Raw genomic sequence first — 18347 nt, 5'->3', positions numbered from 1 at the left:
ACTGTGGACCGGAACGGGCGCGGCGCCAATCGGCCGGGCGTCGCCTCAGATCAGTCCGGCCAGCGGCGACGAGGGATCGGCGTACATGCGCCGGGGCATGCGTCCGGCCAGATAGGCCTGACGTCCGGCGATCACCGCATGCTTCATGGCCGAGCCCATCAGTATGGGGTCCTTCGCTCCCGCGATGGCGGTGTTGGCGATGACGGCGTCGCAGCCCAGCTCCATGGCGATGGTTGCGTCCGAGGCCGTGCCGACGCCCGCGTCGACCAGAACCGGCACGGTCGCCTGTTCGACGATCAGGCGGATGTTGACGCGGTTCTGGATGCCCAGGCCCGAGCCGATCGGGCTGGCGGCGGGCATGACGGCGGCGGCGCCCGCCTCCTCCAGCCGTTTCGCCATGACGACGTCGTCGGTGCAGTAGACCATGACGTCGAACCCGTCCTTGACCAGCATGTCCAGCGCCCGCAGCGTCTCGACCATGTCGGGATACAGGTGGGCCGAGTTGGACAGGACCTCCAGCTTGACCAGGGACCATCCCCCCGCCTCGCGCGCCAGCCGCAGCGTCCGCACCGCATCCTCGCCGGTGAAGCAGCCGGCCGTATTGGGCAGGAAGGTGAACCGGTCCGGCTTCACATGGTCGACCAGCATCGGCTGGTTCGGGTCCGACAGGTTCACGCGACGCAGGGCCACGGTGACGATCTCGGCCCCCGCCGCCTCGGCTGCCGCCGCGTTCTGGGCGTAGTCGACGTATTTGCCGGTGCCCACGATCAGGCGCGAGGTGAACGTCCGTCCGGCGACGGTCCAGGTGTCGGAAACAGCTTCGGTCATGCCGGTGACCTAGACCTTCGGCACGCCTCGCGAAACCGCCTGTCGCGCGATTTGATCGCGATCAACCGCCGCCGACAAACTGCACCAGTTCAATCCGGTCGCCGTCAGCCAGGACCGTGGCGGCGTGCAGGGACCGGGGCACGATCTCCAGATTGCGCTCCACCGCCACCTTTCGGGGATCGAAGCCGACCTCCAGCACAAGCGCCGCGATGGTCGTGGCCGAGACGTCGCGAGGTTCACCGTTCAGCTGAATCTGCATGGGCGACGACATAGCAGAAGTGACGTCAGGACGCACAGGCGCGACCTTCGATCTCATTTGTAATATTATTTGGCCTCGCTACAGTCCCCCTTTCGGCGCCTGGGGAGGACAAGGATGAGCTTCGGTCGAGCAACCAGTCGTCGCGGCCTTCTGGCGGGGGGCGCGGCCTTGGCCCTGACGGCGGCCGCCGGACCGATCCGCGCCCAGGCCGTCGCGACGGCACGCCCGGCGGCGGCCGACCCGAATGCGCTGAAGCTGTGGTACCGCGCGCCGGCCGAGGCCTGGACCGAGGCCCTGCCGATCGGCAACGGCCGGCTGGGCGCCATGGTGTTCGGCGGCGTGGCGCGCGAGCGGCTTCAACTGAACGAGGACACCCTGTGGGGCGGTGGTCCCTATGATCCCTCGTCGCCCGAGGCGCTGGAGGCCCTGCCCGAGGTGCGGCGGCTGATTTTCGCGGGCGAGTATCTCGCGGCCCAGGCCCTGGCCCATGAAAAGATGATGGCCCGGCCCATCCGCCAGATGTCCTATCAGACGGTCGGCGACCTGATGCTGACCTTCGGCGCCTCGTCCCAGGCGTCGGACTACCGCCGGGACCTGGATCTCGAGACGGGGATCGCCGCCGTCACCTATGCGCGCGACGGGGTGCGCTATCGGCGGGAGATCTTCGCCTCGCACCCGGCCGACGCCGTGATCGTTCGACTGACGGCGGACACGCCGGGCCGGATCACCTTCGACGCCGAGTTCGAGACGCCCCAGCCGGGCGACGCCGTCGCAGAGGGCGATCGGCTGTTCCTGAAGGGCCGCAACACCGGCCAGCACGGGATCGCCTCGGCGCTGACGTTCGAAGCCTGCGTCCAGGTTGAGGCCGAAGGCGGACGGGTCACGACCCGTGGCGGGCGCCTGACGGTCGACGGCGCCGACGCCGCGACGATCCGGATCGTCATGGCCACCAGTCATGTCGGCCCCAAACAGGCCGACGCCGACCCGGCCGTCCGCAACCGCCAGGCCCTCGCCCGATCGGCGGGGCAGACGGCGGCGGCCCTGCGCGACGCCCATGTGGCGGATCATTCGGCCCTGTTCGGGCGCGTCTCCATCGACCTGGGGCCAACGTTCGATCCGGCCCAGAGCACGGATGTCCGGATCGCCCGTTCCCTGACCCAGGAGGATCCGGGTCTGGCGGCGCTGTACATGCAGTATGGGCGCTATCTGCTGATCGCCTGTTCGCGGCCGGGCACGCAGGCGGCGAACCTTCAGGGGCTGTGGAACGACCGCCTGAACCCGCCCTGGGGCTGCAAATACACGATCAACATCAACACCGAGATGAACTACTGGCCGGCCGAGCCCGGCAATCTGGCGGAGTGCGTGGAACCGCTGGTCCGGCTGGTGCGGGAGGCGGCGGAGACCGGGGCGACGACGGCCCGCGTCAACTATGGCGCGCGAGGCTGGGTGGCGCATCACAATCTCGACCTGTGGCGGGCCACCGCGCCGATCGACCAGGCGCGTTACGGCATGTGGCCCACGGGCGGCGCCTGGCTGTGCAAACACCTCTGGGACCACTGGGACTATTGCGGCGACCGCGCCTATCTGGCCGAGGTCTATCCGCTGATGAAGGGCGCCAGCCGGTTCTTCCTCGACGTTCTGGTCGAGGATCCGAAGGGGCGCGGACTGGTCACCTGTCCGTCCATGTCGCCGGAGAACCTGCACCCGTTCGGCGCCTCGATCTGCGCCGGGCCGGCGATGGACAGCCAGATCCTGCGGGACCTGTTCGACAACACCGTCGCCGCGGCCGAGACCCTGGGTCTGGATCGGGACTTCCGCGCCGAGGTCCGGGCGGCGCGAGCGCGGCTGCCTGCCGATCAGATCGGCAAGGACGGTCAGTTGCAGGAATGGCTGGACGACTGGGACATGGAGGCGCCGGAGCAGGACCATCGCCATGTCTCGCATCTGTACGGCCTGTATCCGTCCGACCAGATCAGCGTCGGCAAGACTCCCGAACTGGCCGCCGCCGCGCGCCGGTCGCTAGAAATTCGCGGCGACCTGTCGACCGGCTGGGCCATCGGCTGGCGGATCAATCTGTGGACGCGGCTGCTGGACGGCGACAGGGCGCACACGGTGCTGAAACTTCTGCTGGGGCCGGAGCGCACCTATCCCAACATGTTCGACGCCCATCCGCCGTTCCAGATCGACGGCAATTTTGGGGGCGCCGCCGGGATCATGGGCATGCTGTTCCACTCGGCGGACGGCGAGATCGATCTGCTGCCGGCCCTGCCGTCGGCCTGGCCCAGGGGCTCCGTCAGCGGCGTGCGTGCGCGCGGCGGGCTGGAGATGGACCTCAGCTGGAGCGCCGCGCGCCCGGATCAGGTCACCCTGCGCGGCGCGCCCGACACCCCCTTCGTCGTGCGCTTCGGCGATGTGCGGACGACGGGGCGGCTGGATCGCAACGGCCGCCGCCGTCTGCGCCTGTCGGAAGGCGGCTGGACCCAGGCATAGACACGGGTTCGTGCTACGGGTTTGATCCTTGGCGCGGCTCCGCTAAAAGGCCGCCTGATTCCGCCCGATCCAGAACCTGACGTCGCGTCAGGCGCCGCCACCCGGAGCCCATGGCCCAACCCGTCATCCACGTGCTGAACGGCCCCAACCTGAACCTCCTCGGAGTTCGGGAGCCGCACATCTACGGCCGCGAGACCCTGGCCGACGTTCAGGCGATCTGCGAGCGTGCGGCCGAGGGCGCCGCGGTCGTGTTTCGCCAGACCAACCACGAGGGGCAGTTGATCGACTGGGTGCAGGAGGCCCGCAGCCAGGCGGACGCCCTGGTGATCAATCCGGCCGGATACGGCCACACCTCGATCGCCCTGCTGGATGCGCTGAAGTCCCTGTCGATCCCGGTGATCGAATGCCATCTGTCCAACCCCGCCGCGCGCGAGGAATTCCGGCGTCACACCTATGTGTCCCTGGCCGCGTCCGGCGTCGTCTCGGGCTTCGGCCCCCAGTCCTATCACCTGGCCGTTCAGGCCGCCCTCGGGCTGATCCGGGAACGCGGCGACGCCGCCGCCCGTTCGCCCCAAACCTAAGAAGGTCCAAGCCAATGGCCGATGACAAGAAACACCACGACATCGACGCCGCCCTGGTGCGGTCGCTCGCAGACATCCTCAACGAGACCGAGCTGACCGAAATCGAGGTCGAGCGCGGCGACCTGAAGATCAAGGTCAAGCGCGAGATCACCGTCGCCGCCGCGCCCATGGCCTACGCCGCCGCGCCGGCCCCCATCGCCGCGGCGCCGGCCGCCGCTCCGGTCCCGGCCTCCATGCCCAGCGATCCGGCCACGATCGTCGCCCGCGCGGGCGAAGAGGTGAAGTCGCCGATGGTCGGCACCGTCTATCTGCAGGCGTCGCCGGAGGCTCCGCCGTTCGTCAAGCCGGGCGACAACGTCAAGAAGGGCCAGACCCTGCTGATCGTCGAGGCCATGAAGACCATGAACCCGATCCAGGCCCCGCGTGACGGCGTCGTGGCCGAGGTGCTGGTCGGCGACGCCCAGCCGGTGGAGTTCGGCGAACCGCTCATCCTGCTCGAAGCGTAAGGCCGGACCGATGTTCACCAAGGTCCTGATCGCCAACCGGGGCGAAATCGCCCTGCGGGTCCATCGCGCCTGCAAGGAGATGGGCATTTCCACCGTCGCCGTGCATTCGGAGGCCGATCGCGGCGCCATGTGGGTGCGGCTGGCCGACGAGAGCGTCTGCATCGGCCCGGCTCCGGCGGCCAAATCCTATCTGAACATCCCGTCGATCATCGCTGCGGCCGAGATCACGGGCGCCCAGGCGATCCATCCCGGCTATGGCTTCCTGTCCGAGAACGCCCGCTTCGCCGAGATCGTCGAAGCCCACGGCATGACCTTCATCGGACCCAAGCCGGAGCACATCCGCGTCATGGGCGACAAGATCAGCGCCAAACAGACGGTCAAGGACGCCGGCATCCCGGTCGTTCCCGGTTCCGACGGCGAGGTCGAGACGGTCGAGGCCGCGATCGAAGCCTCGAAATCCATCGGCTTTCCCCTGATCGTCAAGGCGGCGGCGGGCGGCGGCGGGCGCGGCATGAAGGTCGCGCTGACGCCCGACGATCTGGTCGAGGCCGTCCAGACCGCCCAGTCCGAGGCCAAGGCCGCGTTCGGCAACGGCGCCGTCTATATGGAGCGGTACCTCCAGAAGCCCCGCCACATCGAGATCCAGGTCATCGCCGACGCGCACGGCAACGTCGTCCATCTGGGCGAGCGCGACTGCTCGCTGCAACGGCGCCACCAGAAGGTGCTGGAAGAGGCCCCCTCGCCCGCCCTGTCGGCCGAAGGGCGCAGGAAGATCGGCGAGACGGTCAACAAGGCCATCGCCGCCATCGGCTATCTGGGCGTCGGCACCATCGAGTTCCTGTGGGAGGACGGCGAGTTCTTCTTCATCGAGATGAACACCCGTCTTCAGGTCGAACACCCGGTCACCGAGATGATCACGGGCGTCGATCTGGTCCGCGAACAGATCCGGGTGGCCGCCGGCCTGCCGCTGTCGTTCGCCCAGGACGACATCGTCTTCGAGGGCCATGCGATCGAGGTTCGGGTCAACGCCGAGAACCCCGACACCTTCACTCCCTCGCCCGGCAAGATCACCGACTTCCACGCCCCCGGCGGCCTGGGCGTGCGGCTGGATAGCGCCATCTACGCCGGCTATTCGATCCCGCCCTACTACGACAGTCTGATCGGCAAGCTGATCGTGCACGGTCGGGACCGTACGGAATGCGTCGCCCGCCTGAAACGCAGCCTGGGCGAGATGATCGTCGGCGGTGTCGACACCACCATCCCCCTGTTCCAGAAGCTGTTGAACGAGCCCGACATCCTGTCCGGCGACTACGACATCCACTGGCTGGAGAAATGGGCGGCGAACCGGAAGGCCGAAGGCTGAGCGAGCCGGACTTTTCGGCCCAACCCTTTCCGCACGGCTTCGGGCCGGACGAACTGCTGAGCTGTTACGCGCGCGGCGTCTTCCCGATGGGAGAGGCGCGCGACGACCCGCGCGTCTTCCTGGTCGAGCCGGAGCAGCGAGGCGTTCTCCCGCTCGACGGATTCCACGTCCCGGCGCGGCTCAGGCGCACGGTCAGGAGCGCGGCGTTCGACGTTCGTGTCGATACGGCCTTCGCCGAGGTGCTGGACGGATGCGCGGCGCCGGCCGACGGTCGCGAGGACACCTGGATCAACGCGCCGATCCGCGACCTCTACCTGGCCCTGCACCAGCGCGGCCGGGCCCACAGCGTGGAATGCTGGCGGGACGACGTCCTCGTCGGGGGTCTGTATGGCGTGACCCTGGGCGGAGCCTTTTTCGGAGAGAGCATGTTCAGCAGGGCGACCGACGCCTCAAAGGTCGCTTTGGTGCATCTGGTCGCAAGGATGAGACGCGGCGGCTGGACCCTGCTGGACGCCCAGTTCATGACCACGCACCTCAGCCGCTTCGGCGCGATCGAGACGCCGCAGGCGGCCTACCTGAGGCGATTGAAGGCGGCGCTGGCGGTTCAGCCGGACGTGGCGTCCCTGACCCTGCCGATGTCCGGCTCCGAGGCGGTCGATCTCGCGACGGCCCGATAGAATCAGGTCTTACAGCCGACGATCCAGGCGTCGTAGAGCGGGTGCTGCAGGCCGCTGACCGCCGGGCTGGAGGCGAACATCCATCCCCGGAAGATCTGGCGCGCCTCCGTCCCCGCCAGGGCGCCCCTGGGTTGCAGGCTGACGTCCATATAGGCCACCGCGTCCTCGATCGGCTCATTGGGCCCCGACAGTTCGCAAGCCCGGGCAGAGAACACCAGACTGTTGTTGAAGCGCACGGGACGGCCGCCGACCACGACCTCGAACCGCATCTTCTCGGCCGTGATCTTGTCGATGGCCTCGACCACCACGACGCGCAGGCGTTTGCGGGGGGCGGGCGTCTCGGGTTCGGTGACGATCTGGGCGGGAGGCGCCTTTTCCACGACCTCGGTCTCGACCGGTTCGATGGGCGGCGGCGTCAGGTCGCCGGGCGCGATCGGCGGCGTGACCGGCGTGGGCGCCTTGGGAGCGGGGCCGCCGGCGGGCGGGCTCTCGACCGGCGGCTGGGCGCGCAGGAGGTCGCCGATCGGGTCGGCCGAGGACGGCGTCGCCGGCTGGGGCGTCGCCTGTTGCCAGCCGCCCGCCACGACGGCGCCGCCGCTCACGGCCAGGACCAGGCCGGCGCCGCCGATCAGGAGCGGCCGCAGGCGCTTCATTCGGGTTTCCAGGACTCGTAGTCGCCGACGGCCGGCGGGCGGACGCCCTCGGCGGCCAGCGATCCCTGCGGGCGCCACGCCATCGGCGTGCCCGTCAGGTTCGGCTGATGATCCTTCTCCCAGCGCCGACGCGGCAGAGGCTCCTGGGTCGGCGGCTCGTCGAAGGTGTAGTGCAGCCAGCCATGCCAGTCCGGCGACACCTTGGACGCCTCCGCATAGCCGTTATAGACCACCCACCGGCGCTTGCGGCCGTCGTAGCTCTTGCGGTCGCGCGCTTCGTAGTAGCGGTTGCCCAGCTCGTCGGTGCCGATCAGGTCGGCGCGCTTGGCGATGGTGAACAGGGTGCCGATCGTGGCCCCGTTCCACCAGGTGAAGATCTTGTCGAGCACGTGGGAGGTCCGAGAATGTCGTCCGGGCCGGGCAGTCCGGCGCGTCAAGCGATCATAGAAACCGGGCCGCCCGCCGTCCAGCATGCGCCGCACGAAACCGGCCTCAATATCTTGGGGGTAACACCCGTCGCGACCCCAAGATTTATTGCCGACAGCGCGAAAGGCCCCTAGGCTGGCCGTAAAGCCGAGGCTCCCATGCGTTTCAAGCCCCGTTTCGCGCTCCAGACCGGCCGCCTCGCCCTGGCCCGGCGGGAGATCGAACGCGCCGATTCCCTGACCGCCGTGCTGGCCCCTGACGGCTGGAGCGACGTCCAGATCGAAGCCTGGCTCGACTGGGCGGCCACCGTGCCGCCGGTGGAGCCGCGTGTCGACGACCTCGACGCCATGCTGGCCGGGGCGCCGGCCGACTGGGCCGAGCGGCTGGCGGCGCGCGGGCTGGACGCCGGACTTTTCGCCGACGCCGCCGAGGCCGAAACCTTCGCGACGGAGCTGGCGGCCTCGATGGCCCTGGGGCTGGCCGCGCCCGCCGCCGGCGGGGGGCGACCGCTTCCGACCATCCATGACCTGATGTCCGACGCCGACCGCGCCCTCCTGGCGGCGGCGGTGTCCGCCCAGCGCGCGCGCGAGCTGCAGGGGACGGCGGTCCAGGCCGCCGTGCGCGCCCTCGACGCCGTCGCCGACGCCGTGGCGCGGTGTGAAGGTCCCGCCCGGGACTGCCGCGATCCCGCCGCCAATCCGGCCCTGGCGCGGGCGGCGGCGGCGGCGCGCCGCGCCGGATGCCGGGACGCCGACATCCGCCGCGCCCTGAGCGGCGAACGCTGGACGGCGCCTGTCCAGCCGCCGGAGACAGAGACGCCCTGGCTGGTTCACGCCCCGGCCGGCCGCCTGGAGGCGTCGCCCGGCGCCGCCATCCTGACCGAGGCCGCCGAGGCCGCCCTGACCGAACGCGGCGTCGTCCTGGCCCTCGATATCGCCGAAGCCCAGGCCCTGGCCGATGCGACCGTCGCCCCGGGCTGCGCCCTGAATCTGACGGCGATCGGCGACGACCTGGCGACGCTGGAGGCTCTGGTGCGGCTGTGGACCACGGCCCTGGACCTCGCTTCGGATCTGGACACGTCCGGCGGACGGCCGCTCACCCTCGGCCTGGCGGGCGGCGCCGACTGGCTGTTCAGCCAGGGCCGGACGCCCGATGAGACCGGGCTGGCGGCCCTCGCGGATATGGCTGCGGCGGTCGCGAGGGCGGCCTCTGCGGCGTCGCGCGAACTGGGCGTGCGGCTCGGGACGCCGGGGGTGAGGCGCAACCGCACGCTGAACCTGCTCAATGACGATCCGGAGGCCGCCCTGCGCCTCGGCCTGTCCGAATTCAGCCATGTCGAGGCGTATCAGACCGCCGACGGCGAGGTGATCCGTCGACTGCGCCCCAGCCTGGCCCGGGCCCTGGCGGCGAACGGCGGACCCGAAGTCGTCCTGGCGGCCGAGCGCCGTCTGTTCGGTCGGCGAACCCTGCACCAGGGACCGGGCGTCGACCACGAGATGTTGCGCGGCCTCGGCTTCACCGACGCCGAACTGCAGGCCCTTGAGTCCGCCCTGGCCGAGGCCGGGACCCTGGATCAGGCCTTCGCCGCCCTGGACCCCGGCTTCGTGCAGGACGTGCTGGGCCTGGACCCCGCCGATTCGACATCCCTGCCCCGCCGCCTCGGCCTGGCGGAGGACGCCATAGACGCCGCAGAGGCCCACGCTCTCGGGCATCCCAGCCTGGCGGACTGGGTCGCCGCGCCGGACGCCCTGCGCATGGCCCTGGACCTGGCCCCCGACGGGATTGAACGCCGTGTCCGGGCCGCCGTCGCCACGCGGGCGGACGTCGCGGATGCGCGGCCCATCGCCCTGGCCTGGGACGCGGGTCCGGAAGAGGCGCTTCAGGCGCTGCGCGAAGGGGTTCAGGCGCGGCGTCGCCTGATCGCCCTGCGTCGCGCCGCGCCGCCGTCCGAGCCGTTCCTCGATTTCGTTGAGCCGGAACCGGTCGCAGCCCGCCGCGCCGACCCCGAGCCGACGCCCGATCCTGCGGTCACGGAACGGATCGTGGAGCGGGTGATCGAGCGCGACCGCGCGCGCCGAAAACTCCCCGACCGGCGCAAGGGCTATATCCAGAAGGCGGCGGTGGGCGGCCACAAGGTCTATCTGCACACCGGCGAATATGACGACGGCGAGTTGGGCGAGATCTTCATCGACATGCACAAGGAAGGCGCCGCCTTCCGCAGCCTGATGAACAATTTCGCCATCGCGATCTCGATCGGCCTGCAATACGGCGTGCCTCTTGACGAGTTCGTCGACGCCTTCGTCTTCACCCGGTTCGAGCCGGCGGGGCGGGTCACGGGCAACGACTCGATCGGCTCGGCGACCTCCATTCTCGACTACATCTTCCGCGAGCTGGGGGTCAGCTATCTGGGCCGAGAAGAACTGGCCAACGCCGACGCCGAGACTCTGGACGCCGACGGCCTGGGTCAGGGCAAGGCCGATGAGCTGGTGCCGGCCGCCCGCTTCATCTCCAAGGGTTTCGCGCGGGGCCAGACGCCGGACAATCTGGTCGTCCTGCCGTTCGGACGCGATCGCGAGGCCCAGACCCCGACGCCCTCCGTCATCGACGCGGACGCCTGTCCGGCCTGCGGCGATTTCGCCCTGCAGAACAAGGGCGGCGAATGGATCTGCGACAGTTGCGGCGCGGCGGGGCGGCCCGGCCTGCCCAATCCCTCGGCCAGTCCCTCGGCGAGGGGCTGATCCGGCTCAGGCGATCCGCGCCCAGTCCCAGTCGCCGCGGCGTTCGACCATCATCTCCCGCCCGAACACCTCGGTCAGGACCTCGCCGTTGAGCAGGGCGTCGCGCCTGCCGTCCCGCAGCACATGCCCGTCGCGCAGCAGGACCAGGCGCGTGATCTCCGGCAGGATTTCCTCGACGTGATGCGTCACCAGGATCAGGGTCACGCCCGCCCGCGCGACCGCGCGCAGATCCTCCAGAAAGTCCCGCCGGGCCACGGGGTCCAGCCCGCCGCAGGGCTCGTCCAGCAGCAGGGCCTCCGGGCGATGGACCAGGGCGCGGGCGATCAGGACGCGCCGCGCCTCGCCGGTCGACAGGGTGGCGAGGGACCGACCCGCCAGGTGATCGGCGCCCATCCGGGCCAGGGCCGCCTCGGCGTCTCGCCGCATCGTCAGGGTCGCCTCACGACGCCAGAGGCCGCGAGAGGCGAAGAAGCCCGACACCACCGCGTCGAACGCCTCCAGCGGCTCCTCGCCCGCCAGATCGCTTTGGAGGGCCGGGGACACGATGCCGAGCCGACGCCGCAGATCGAAGACGTCCCACAGCGCCTCGCCGAAGATGCGCACCTGACCGGTCCGCCCCCGGACGTCCGGCGTGGGATAGAGCTGGCGGGCGATCAGCCGGACAAGCGTCGATTTGCCCGATCCGTTCGCGCCGAGGATCGCGGTGTGTTCCCCGCGACCGATCGTCAGGCTGACGTCGTCGAGCAGCGCGCGCCCGCCCCGCACGACGCTGACGCCGGCCATTTCCAGCAACGGTGAGGGCTGAGACGTGACCATGGCGTCGGTTCAGCAGATCGTAAGCACCTTGGCGATAGGCTGGGGATCGATTTTCCGCCTGTCCGGTCCGGAACCCGCCGATGAAACCTGTGCTCCTCGTCCTCTTCAGCGCCGCCGTCGCGGCGGCGACGCCCGTTCTGGCCCAGAACGCCGGACAGATCGCCAGCGTGCGCCGTGGAGCCAGTTGTCCCGGCTGCAACCTGTTCCAGGGCGACTTTTCGGGGCTGGAGCGGCGGGGGCTGAACCTGACCGGCGCCCGGCTGCGGCAGTCTGACCTCAGCCTCACGGTCATGAACCGGGCGCGTTTCACCCGCGCGGACCTGCGTGACGTGGAGGCCTATGGCGGAGTGTTCTCCGGGGCCAGCTTCTCGCGAGCCAACCTGACCAACGCCAGCTTCGTCGGGGCCTATCTGGAAGGCGCCAACTTCTCCGGCGCCAATCTGTCGGGCACGAACTTCTCGGGCGCCCAGCTGGGGCGGGCGACCGGCCTGACCCAGGCGCAACTGAACCGCGCCTGTGGCGACGCCTCGACCACCCTGCCCGGCCGGCTGCATATCCCCGCCTGCTGACCCACCGACCGATGGTCACAGGATCGCAACGATAACGGCGCCATCCTTACCTCGATTTAAGTAGGGCTTTTCGGCGTTAGGCGGCATGGAGGGGGTGTGAAACAGATCGCTCGCCCTTTCCGTCGTCTTGCCGTCGTCGCCGTCGCGACGGCCGCCGGCCTGGCCGCCGTGCCCGCCGCCGCCGGGGTGCGGGTGTCGGTTCAGGACCGCGACGTGGCCCGCCTGGTCAGCCTGGGCGGATCCTGCAACCGCTGCGAACTGTCCGGCCGCAACCTGTCCGGCGCTACCTTCACCGGCGCCACCTTCATGAGCGCCACCCTGGTGGGGGCGAATCTGCGCGGAGCCGAACTGACCGGCTCCAACTTCTCCTCCAGCGACTTTTCGCGCGGCGATCTGCGCGGGGCCGAGATGAGCGGATCGAACTTCAGCAGCGCCATCTTTTCCGACACCAACCTGACCGGCGTCTCGGCCAGCGGCGCGGTCTTCTCCCGCTCCAACCTGATCCGCGCCAATCTGTCGTCTTCCGAACTCAGCGGCGCCAATATGAACGGCGCGATCCTGTCCAGCGCCAACTTCACCTCGGCCGAGATGTTCGGCGTGACCCTGGCCAATGTGAACGCCCGCGCCGCCTCGTTCCGCAACGCCGAGGTGGCGGCGTCCAACCTGGGCGCAGGCGACTTCAGCAGCGCGGATTTCCGCAATGCGACCCTGGACGGTTCGCGCCTCAGCCGCGGCCAGTTCAGTCGGGCCAATTTCAACGGCGCCTCGCTGCGGCGGACCGACATTCGCGGGGCTGACCTGTCGGGCGCCCTGGGCCTGACCCAGTCGCAGGTGTCGGAGGCGTGCGGCGACGACACCACCCGCCTGCCTCGCGGCCTGACGGCCTCGGCCTGCCGGTCGCGTATGACCGTTCGCGTGGCCCCGCCGCGTCCGCCGTCACCGCCGGTTCCGCCGGTCCAGCGCCAGCTGCTGCTCGCCCAGGACTGATGGCTCAGGACTGCGCTGGCCGCCGCCGGACAGCGGCGACCGGGTAACGACGCCCAGCCTTATTTGAGCGGCAAGGCCGTCCGGATGTGGACGTCCTTCAGCTGACGCTCCTGCGCCTCGGTCGGCGCGTTCATCAGAAGATCCTCGCCCTGCTGGTTCAGCGGGAAGGCGATGACCTCGCGGATGGCCGTCTCATTGGCCAGCAGCATGACGATACGGTCGATGCCGGGCGCGAGACCACCGTGCGGCGGCGCGCCGTAGCGGAAGGCGTTCAACATGCCGCCGAACTGATCCTCGACCACGCTGGCGTCATAGCCGGCGATGCCGAAGGCCTTCAGCATGATCTCGGCCTTGTGGTTCCGGATCGCGCCCGAGCACAGTTCATAGCCGTTGCAGACGATGTCGTACTGATAGGCGCGGATGGTCAGGGGATCCTGGGTCTCCAGCGCCTCCAGACCGCCCTGCGGCATGGAGAAGGGGTTGTGGCTGAAGTCGACCTTCTTCTCGTCTTCCGACCACTCGAACATCGGGAAGTCGACGATCCAGCAGAACTTGAACTGGTTCTCGTCGACCAGCTTCAGCTCCGTGCCCACGCGGGTGCGGGCCAGTCCGGCGAACTTGGCGAACACGGCCGGGTTGCCCGCCGTGAAGAAGGCGGCGTCGCCCTGCCCCAGGCCCAGCGATCCCATCAGCGCCTCGGTCGGCTCCTGGCCCAGGTTCTTGGCGATCGGCCCGCCCCAGGCGCCCTGATCATCCGACCAGAAGATATAGCCGAGGCCCGGCTGGCCCTCGCCCTGCGCCCAGGAGTTCATGCGGTCGCAGAAGGCGCGCGAACCGCCCGTCGGCGCCGGAATGGCCCAGACGGCGTTCTTGTCGTCGGCGCCCAGGATCTTGGCGAACAGGCCGAAGCCGCCGTCGCGGAAGTGGTCGGAAACCACCTGCATCTTGATCGGGTTGCGGGTGTCCGGCTTGTCGGTGCCGTACCAGGCCATCGACTGGGCGTAGGTCAGGCGTTCGAAACCGGCGTGTTCGAACGTGTCGCCGAAATCGTTGGTGAAGACGTGCTTGCCGTCGATCGGCGACACCGGCTTGCCGTCGGCGAACTCCTCGAACACGCCGTGCATCACCGGCTCGATCGCCGCGAAAACGTCCTCCTGCGTGACGAAGCTCATCTCGACGTCGAGCTGATAGAACTCCAGCGAACGGTCGGCGCGCAGGTCTTCGTCGCGGAAGCAGGGCGCGATCTGGAAATAGCGGTCGAAGCCCGAGACCATCAGCAGTTGCTTGAACTGCTGCGGGGCCTGCGGCAGGGCGTAGAACTTGCCGGGGTGCAGACGCGACGGCACCAGGAAGTCGCGCGCGCCTTCCGGCGACGAGGCCGTCAGGATGGGGGTCTGGTATTCCAGGAAGCCCTGATCGACCATGCGACGGCGGATCGAGGAGATCACCTTCGAGCGCAGGACGATGTTCTTGTGCAACCGCTCGCGACGCAGGTCGAGGAAGCGGTTCGAGAGACGGATGTCCTCGGGGTATTCCTGATCGCCGAAGACGGGCATCGGCAGTTCGGCGGCCTCGGACAGCACCTCGACGCCGGCCACGCGCACCTCGACCTCGCCCGTCGGCAGGTTTGGGTTCACCACCGAGGCGTCGCGGGCGATGACCTCGCCGTCCACCTTGATGACGCTCTCGGCGCGCAGACGCTCGACCAGATCAAAGCCCGGCGTCTCCGGATGGAAGACCAGCTGGGTCAGCCCGTAGTGGTCGCGCAGGTCGATGAACAGCAGGCCGCCGTGGTCGCGCTTGCGGTGAACCCAGCCCGAGAGGCGCACATTGGCGCCCGCGTCCGAGGAACGGAGGGCGCCGCAGGTGTGGGAGCGATAGGCGTGCATATGGGGAATCGTCTGGGTTCGGCCGCGCGGGCGGCGGGAAACGGAAGGGGCGGAAGGGCCACCATCGCCCCCGAAAGTCAAGGTCGGAGGCGTCCGGGCCCGGTTGTGACGGCCTCCGCGAATCCACATATCACGGCGATACGGACCCCGAGAGAGCCCTATGTTCATCGTCACCCTGACCTATACGGCCGCCACCGAGATCGTGGACGCGGTGCGGCCCGCGCATCGGGCCTGGCTGGACCCGCATGTGGCGTCCGGCCTGTTCCTGGTCACCGGGCCGCTGAAATCGCGGACGGGCGGCGTGCTGATCGTGTCGGACCGCGTCTCCCATGACGACCTGGCCGAGCTGCTGACCCAGGACCCGTTCCACATCGAGGGAGCGGCCACCTTCGCCATCGTCGAGATGGAGGCGAACAAGATCACCCCGGCCCTGCAGGGTCGGCTCTGAGGGACGGTCCATGGCGGCGGCGATCCACAGGCGCGACGCCTTGTCCCCGATCTCCCCGGCCGCATTAACCGTCCGCGCCGCCGCTGGTGCTAGGTTCCAGCCATGTCGGCGCGACACGCCATGACCGATCAGCTGCGCCTGCCGCTGCACAACGACGCGCCCGACCTGGGTGCGGATTTCGTGCGCTCGGACTGCAACATCGAGGCGTTCGACGTCCTGTCGCGCTGGCCCGACGGCGCGGGACGGGTGATGGCCCTGTGCGGGCCGGCCGGCAGCGGCAAGAGCCGGCTGGCGGCCATCTGGGCCGAACGACTGGGCGCCGTGGGGTTGAACGGGGCCGAGGCCGCCCTGGTCGATCCGCTGGAGCTGGAGGGGCGGCCCGTCCTGCTGGACATCGCCCAGGACGCCGACGAGGAGGCGCTGTTCCACCTCATCAACCTGGCCCAGGCGGACGGCGGCGCCCTGCTGCTGGTGTCCCGGCCCTCCCCGCGCCTCTGGAAGGCCGCCCTGCCCGACCTGCGTTCGCGACTGGACGCCATGCGGGTGGTGGCGATCGAGGCCCCGGACGACGTGGTCCTGGCCGCCATTCTGCGCGCCCGTTTCGCCGAGCGCGCCATGACGCCCGGCGAAGACGTGGTCGACTATCTGGTCCGCCGCATCGACCGCTCGGCGGACGCGGCGGCCGACATCGTGGCGCGCATGGACGCCCTGCACCGCCCGGTCACCCGCGCCCTGGCCCGTCAGGCGCTGGAAGGCGTGGCCGGGGACGACTGATCCGTCCGCGACGAACCGCCGCGTGGTTGCGAGTGTCGCAATCGCCGACCAAGATCACCGCATGACCGACGACGTCCTCTCACCTGCTTCCGCTTCCCGCGCCGCCGCCCAGGACGCGCCGATCAAGGAGACGCCCGCCGGCGAGACCGTGCCCTCCTCCCGCGCGCCCCAGTTCGTGCTGGACGAGGCGCTGATGACCTCGCCGGCCCGCTTCTTCAATCGCGAGATCAGCTGGCTGAAGTTCAACGCCCGCGTCCTGGAAGAGGCCGCCAACCCCGCGCATCCCCTGCTGGAGCGGCTTCGGTTCCTGTCGATCTCGGCCAACAATCTGGACGAATTCTTCATGACCCGGGTGGCGGGTCTGAAGGGCCAGGTGCGCGAGCGGGTGCGGGTCCTGTCGGCCGACGGCCTGACCCCGGCCGAACAGTTGGAGCGCATCAACGTACAGGCCGGGGAGTTGATGGCCGAGCAGCAGGGCCGCTGGGCGCAGTTGCGCGTCGAGCTGGCCGGGGCCGGGATCGAGGTCATCTCCTCGTCCAAGATCACCCAGACCGAGAAAGAGCGGCTGGAGCCCGAGTTCCTGAACCAGCTGTTCGCCGTCCTGACGCCCCTGGCCATCGACCCGGCGCACCCCTTCCCCTTCCTGCCCAATCTCGGCTTCTCCCTGGCGCTGAAGCTGAAGCGCAACAGCGACAACCGCACCCTGTATGCCCTGGTGCCGGTGCCGACCCAGGTGAGGCGTTTCTGGGAGCTGCCGACCGACGGCCGCTCGGCCAAGGGGCGGCGGCGCTACCTCACCCTGGAATCGATGCTGCTGCTGTTCATCGATCACCTGTTCCCGGGCTGCGAGGTGCTGGAAAAGGGCCTGCTGCGCCTGATCCGCGACAGCGACATCGAGGTGGAGGAAGAGGCCGAGGATCTGGTCCTCGAATATGAGGAGGCCCTTAAGCAGCGGCGTCTGGGCGAGGTGGTGCGGGTCAAGATCGAGGCGGCCATGCCCGACGACCTGCGCGAGTTCATCGTCGGCGAGCTTGAGGCCGCGCCGCAGGACGTGGTGCTGGTCGACGGCATGCTGGGCCTGGCCCAGCTGTCCGAGCTGATCCCGGCCGGCCATCCCGAGCTGAAGTTCCCCGGCTATGAGCCGCGCTATCCGGAACGGGTGCGCGACCAGGGCGGCGACGTCTTCGCCGCCGTGCGCGAGAAGGACATCCTGATCCACCACCCGTTCGAGAGCTTCGACGTGGTGGTCCAGTTCCTGCGCCAGGCCGCCCGCGACCCGAACGTCATCGCCATCAAGCAGACGCTCTACCGCACCTCCAAGGACAGCCCGATCGTCGCGGCCCTGATCGAGGCGGCCGAGAACGGCAAGAACGTCACCGCCCTGGTCGAGATCAAGGCGCGGTTCGACGAAGAAGCCAATCTGCGCTGGGCCCGGGCCATGGAGCGTGCGGGCGTCCACGTCGTCTTCGGCTTCGTCGAGTACAAAACCCACGCCAAACTGAGCGTGGTGGTCCGTCGCGAGGGCGAGGGGCTGAAGACCTACTGCCATTTCGGCACCGGCAACTATCACCCCGTGACGGCCAAGGTTTACACCGACCTGAGCCTGTTCAGCTCCGACCCCGCCCTGGCCCGCGACGCCAGCCGGGTGTTCAACTACATCACCGGCTACGCCACGCCCGAGGCGCTGGAAGCGCTGGTCGTGTCGCCGCTGAATATGAAATCGACCCTGCTGGAGCTGATCGGCAAGGAGATGTCGGCCGCCGCCATGGGCAAGCCCGCCGCCATCTGGGTCAAGTTGAACTCCCTGGTCGATCCGGAGATCATCGACGCCCTGTATCGCGCCAGCAAGTGGGGGGTGCGGATCGATCTGGTGGTGCGCGGCATCTGCTGTCTGCGGCCGGGCGTGCCGGGCCTGTCGGAGAACATCCGGGTCAAGTCGATCGTCGGCCGCTTCCTCGAGCACAGCCGCATCATCTGTTTCGCCAACGGACGCGACCTGCCGCACGACAAGGCCAAGGTGTTCGTGTCCTCGGCCGACTGGATGACCCGCAATCTGGAACGACGCGTCGAGGTCATGGCCCCGATCCGCAACGCCACCGTCCACGACCAGGTGCTGGACCAGATCATGGTCGCCAACCTGAAGGACGACGTGCAGAGCTGGATCCTGAAGCCCGACGGCGACTATGAGCGGCTGACGCCGTCCGATCCCGCCCGGCCGTTCTCCGCGCATCAGTATTTCATGACCAACCCCAGCCTGTCCGGACGCGGTCGAAAGGTGAAGACGAAGCCCGAGGCCCTGCGCTATGTGAGGCCCGGCAAATAGGCCGGGCGTGGGGAAGACCT

At 69.3% G+C, this 18347-nt stretch carries 17 protein-coding genes; 11 read left to right on the top strand and 6 right to left on the bottom strand.

Features of this window, described 5'->3' with window-relative positions:
• Positions 1-45: 45 nt before the first annotated feature.
• Together ACO2Q1_RS02965 and thiS are read right to left on the bottom strand one after the other, a co-directional pair.
• Positions 46-828 (bottom strand): thiazole synthase, encoded by a 783-nt coding sequence (locus ACO2Q1_RS02965; protein WP_423328053.1) that lies wholly within the window; start codon positions 826-828, stop codon positions 46-48.
• A gap of 61 nt (positions 829-889) precedes the next feature.
• Positions 890-1087 carry a sulfur carrier protein ThiS gene (thiS, locus tag ACO2Q1_RS02960; protein WP_423328052.1) on the bottom strand — a complete coding sequence of 66 codons (198 nt, stop codon included), beginning with the start codon at positions 1085-1087 and terminating at the stop codon, positions 890-892.
• Between the two features lie 114 nt (positions 1088-1201).
• Here thiS and ACO2Q1_RS02955 point away from each other — a divergent pair, with 114 nt between their 5' ends.
• From ACO2Q1_RS02955 to aat, 5 genes are all read left to right on the top strand, one after another.
• Positions 1202-3577: a glycoside hydrolase family 95 protein gene (locus ACO2Q1_RS02955; protein ID WP_423328051.1), complete on the top strand. Its 2376-nt coding sequence runs from the start codon at positions 1202-1204 to the stop codon at positions 3575-3577.
• A gap of 110 nt (positions 3578-3687) precedes the next feature.
• Positions 3688-4158, top strand: a complete 471-nt coding sequence (gene aroQ, locus ACO2Q1_RS02950) for a type II 3-dehydroquinate dehydratase (protein ID WP_423328050.1) — start codon at positions 3688-3690, stop codon at positions 4156-4158.
• Positions 4159-4172: 14 nt separating this feature from the next.
• Positions 4173-4664 carry an acetyl-CoA carboxylase biotin carboxyl carrier protein gene (gene accB / locus ACO2Q1_RS02945; RefSeq protein WP_423328049.1) on the top strand — a complete coding sequence of 164 codons (492 nt, stop codon included), beginning with the start codon at positions 4173-4175 and terminating at the stop codon, positions 4662-4664.
• A 10-nt stretch (positions 4665-4674) separates the two neighbouring features.
• Positions 4675-6027: an acetyl-CoA carboxylase biotin carboxylase subunit gene (accC, locus tag ACO2Q1_RS02940; protein ID WP_423328048.1), complete on the top strand. Its 1353-nt coding sequence runs from the start codon at positions 4675-4677 to the stop codon at positions 6025-6027.
• A complete protein-coding gene (gene aat / locus ACO2Q1_RS02935; protein ID WP_423328047.1) occupies positions 5997-6704 on the top strand; it encodes a leucyl/phenylalanyl-tRNA--protein transferase in 708 nt (235 codons plus the stop codon). Before accC ends, aat begins: the two co-directional genes overlap by 31 nt.
• Positions 6705-6706: 2 nt before the next feature.
• Here aat and ACO2Q1_RS02930 read toward each other — a convergent pair whose 3' ends face one another.
• Together ACO2Q1_RS02930 and ACO2Q1_RS02925 are read right to left on the bottom strand one after the other, a co-directional pair.
• Positions 6707-7357, bottom strand: coding sequence for a DUF2155 domain-containing protein (locus ACO2Q1_RS02930; protein WP_423328046.1), 651 nt, complete (start codon positions 7355-7357; stop codon positions 6707-6709).
• Positions 7354-7746, bottom strand: coding sequence for an NADH:ubiquinone oxidoreductase subunit NDUFA12 (locus ACO2Q1_RS02925; protein ID WP_423328045.1), 393 nt, complete (start codon positions 7744-7746; stop codon positions 7354-7356). The genes ACO2Q1_RS02930 and ACO2Q1_RS02925 overlap by 4 nt, the downstream gene beginning before the upstream one ends.
• A 195-nt stretch (positions 7747-7941) precedes the next feature.
• Here ACO2Q1_RS02925 and ACO2Q1_RS02920 point away from each other — a divergent pair, with 195 nt between their 5' ends.
• Positions 7942-10521 carry a TSCPD domain-containing protein gene (locus tag ACO2Q1_RS02920; protein ID WP_423328044.1) on the top strand — a complete coding sequence of 860 codons (2580 nt, stop codon included), beginning with the start codon at positions 7942-7944 and terminating at the stop codon, positions 10519-10521.
• Between the two features lie 6 nt (positions 10522-10527).
• Here ACO2Q1_RS02920 and ACO2Q1_RS02915 read toward each other — a convergent pair whose 3' ends face one another.
• Positions 10528-11337, bottom strand: a complete 810-nt coding sequence (locus ACO2Q1_RS02915) for an ABC transporter ATP-binding protein (RefSeq protein ID WP_423328043.1) — start codon at positions 11335-11337, stop codon at positions 10528-10530.
• 80 nt (positions 11338-11417) lie between these two features.
• Between ACO2Q1_RS02915 and ACO2Q1_RS02910 the strand changes: the two genes are divergently transcribed.
• Entirely contained in the window at positions 11418-11906 is a 489-nt protein-coding gene (locus ACO2Q1_RS02910) for a pentapeptide repeat-containing protein (RefSeq protein WP_423328042.1), read from the top strand.
• Positions 11907-12002: 96 nt separating this feature from the next.
• Complete coding sequence (locus tag ACO2Q1_RS02905) at positions 12003-12893, top strand: pentapeptide repeat-containing protein (protein WP_423328041.1); 891 nt, start codon at positions 12003-12005, stop codon at positions 12891-12893.
• A 59-nt stretch (positions 12894-12952) separates the two neighbouring features.
• Here ACO2Q1_RS02905 and aspS read toward each other — a convergent pair whose 3' ends face one another.
• Positions 12953-14791 (bottom strand): aspartate--tRNA ligase, encoded by a 1839-nt coding sequence (gene aspS, locus ACO2Q1_RS02900; protein ID WP_423328238.1) that lies wholly within the window; start codon positions 14789-14791, stop codon positions 12953-12955.
• A gap of 151 nt (positions 14792-14942) precedes the next feature.
• Here aspS and ACO2Q1_RS02895 point away from each other — a divergent pair, with 151 nt between their 5' ends.
• The 3 genes from ACO2Q1_RS02895 (at position 14943) to ACO2Q1_RS02885 (ending at position 18327) form a co-directional block, all read left to right on the top strand.
• Positions 14943-15230 carry a YciI family protein gene (locus ACO2Q1_RS02895; protein WP_423328040.1) on the top strand — a complete coding sequence of 96 codons (288 nt, stop codon included), beginning with the start codon at positions 14943-14945 and terminating at the stop codon, positions 15228-15230.
• A 102-nt stretch (positions 15231-15332) separates the two neighbouring features.
• The gene (locus ACO2Q1_RS02890; RefSeq protein ID WP_423328039.1) at positions 15333-16004 is read left to right on the top strand and encodes a chromosomal replication initiator DnaA; all 672 of its coding nucleotides are present in this window, start codon (positions 15333-15335) and stop codon (positions 16002-16004) included.
• A gap of 61 nt (positions 16005-16065) precedes the next feature.
• Positions 16066-18327, top strand: a complete 2262-nt coding sequence (locus tag ACO2Q1_RS02885; protein WP_423328038.1) for an RNA degradosome polyphosphate kinase — start codon at positions 16066-16068, stop codon at positions 18325-18327.
• Positions 18328-18347: the final 20 nt, after the last annotated feature.

The organism is Brevundimonas sp. VNH65 (assembly GCF_049445955.1).
GTDB lineage: Bacteria > Pseudomonadota > Alphaproteobacteria > Caulobacterales > Caulobacteraceae > Brevundimonas.
Note: the sequence above shows the minus strand (reverse complement) of the source record. Positions and strands in the feature narration are given on the sequence as shown.